Below are 625 nucleotides of genomic sequence, written 5' to 3'. Positions count from 1 at the left end.
TTCTTGTGGCCAGCCTGTTATCTAGTTTCTCGGTGATGGCACAAAGCCTTCAGGCAAGTGTCAACAAAACTGAAGTGGCTAAAAATGAAGTCATCAACCTACGGATAATGGCAGATTCAGAAGTGGCGTCCGACGCCATCGACTTCAGCGTATTGGAAAAAGACTTCTTCCTAGGACAGCCTCGCTACGGGCGTTCGAGTAACAACATCAATGGTCGAAAATATCAGCGCACAGAATGGAGCATTTCTATAGCGCCAATGAAAGAAGGGATAATTACGATCCCGAGTTTTTCGGCCGATGGGATGAAAACCGAGCCAATTCAGCTAAAAGTCACGGCGAACAAATCGGCACCCGATCTGGATGATTTGTTCAGCTTCAATATGAGTGTCGATAACCATACGCTATATCCGCAGCAATCTGCGAATTTACGCATGCAACTGATCATCAAGGCTGACACTCGCCGTTTAGACAACCCACAAGTTGTGCCACCACGTATTGAAGGCATGAAGCTTGAACCTGTTGGTGAAATGCAACAAGGGCAGCGAGTCATTTCGGGGCTTGCAGTGACAGTGGTGGAGCCATCTTTCCGCTTAACCGCAGACCAACCGGGAACATTCAGGCTACT

The 625-nt window shown here is 48.0% G+C and carries 1 protein-coding gene; it reads left to right on the top strand.

The window, feature by feature from the left end:
• A partial coding sequence (locus R7Q11_RS27425; protein ID WP_225467140.1) for a BatD family protein occupies positions 1–625 on the top strand: 625 nt, incomplete at both ends.

The organism is Vibrio sp. 970, from assembly GCF_033339075.1.
Note: the sequence above shows the minus strand (reverse complement) of the source record. Positions and strands in the feature narration are given on the sequence as shown.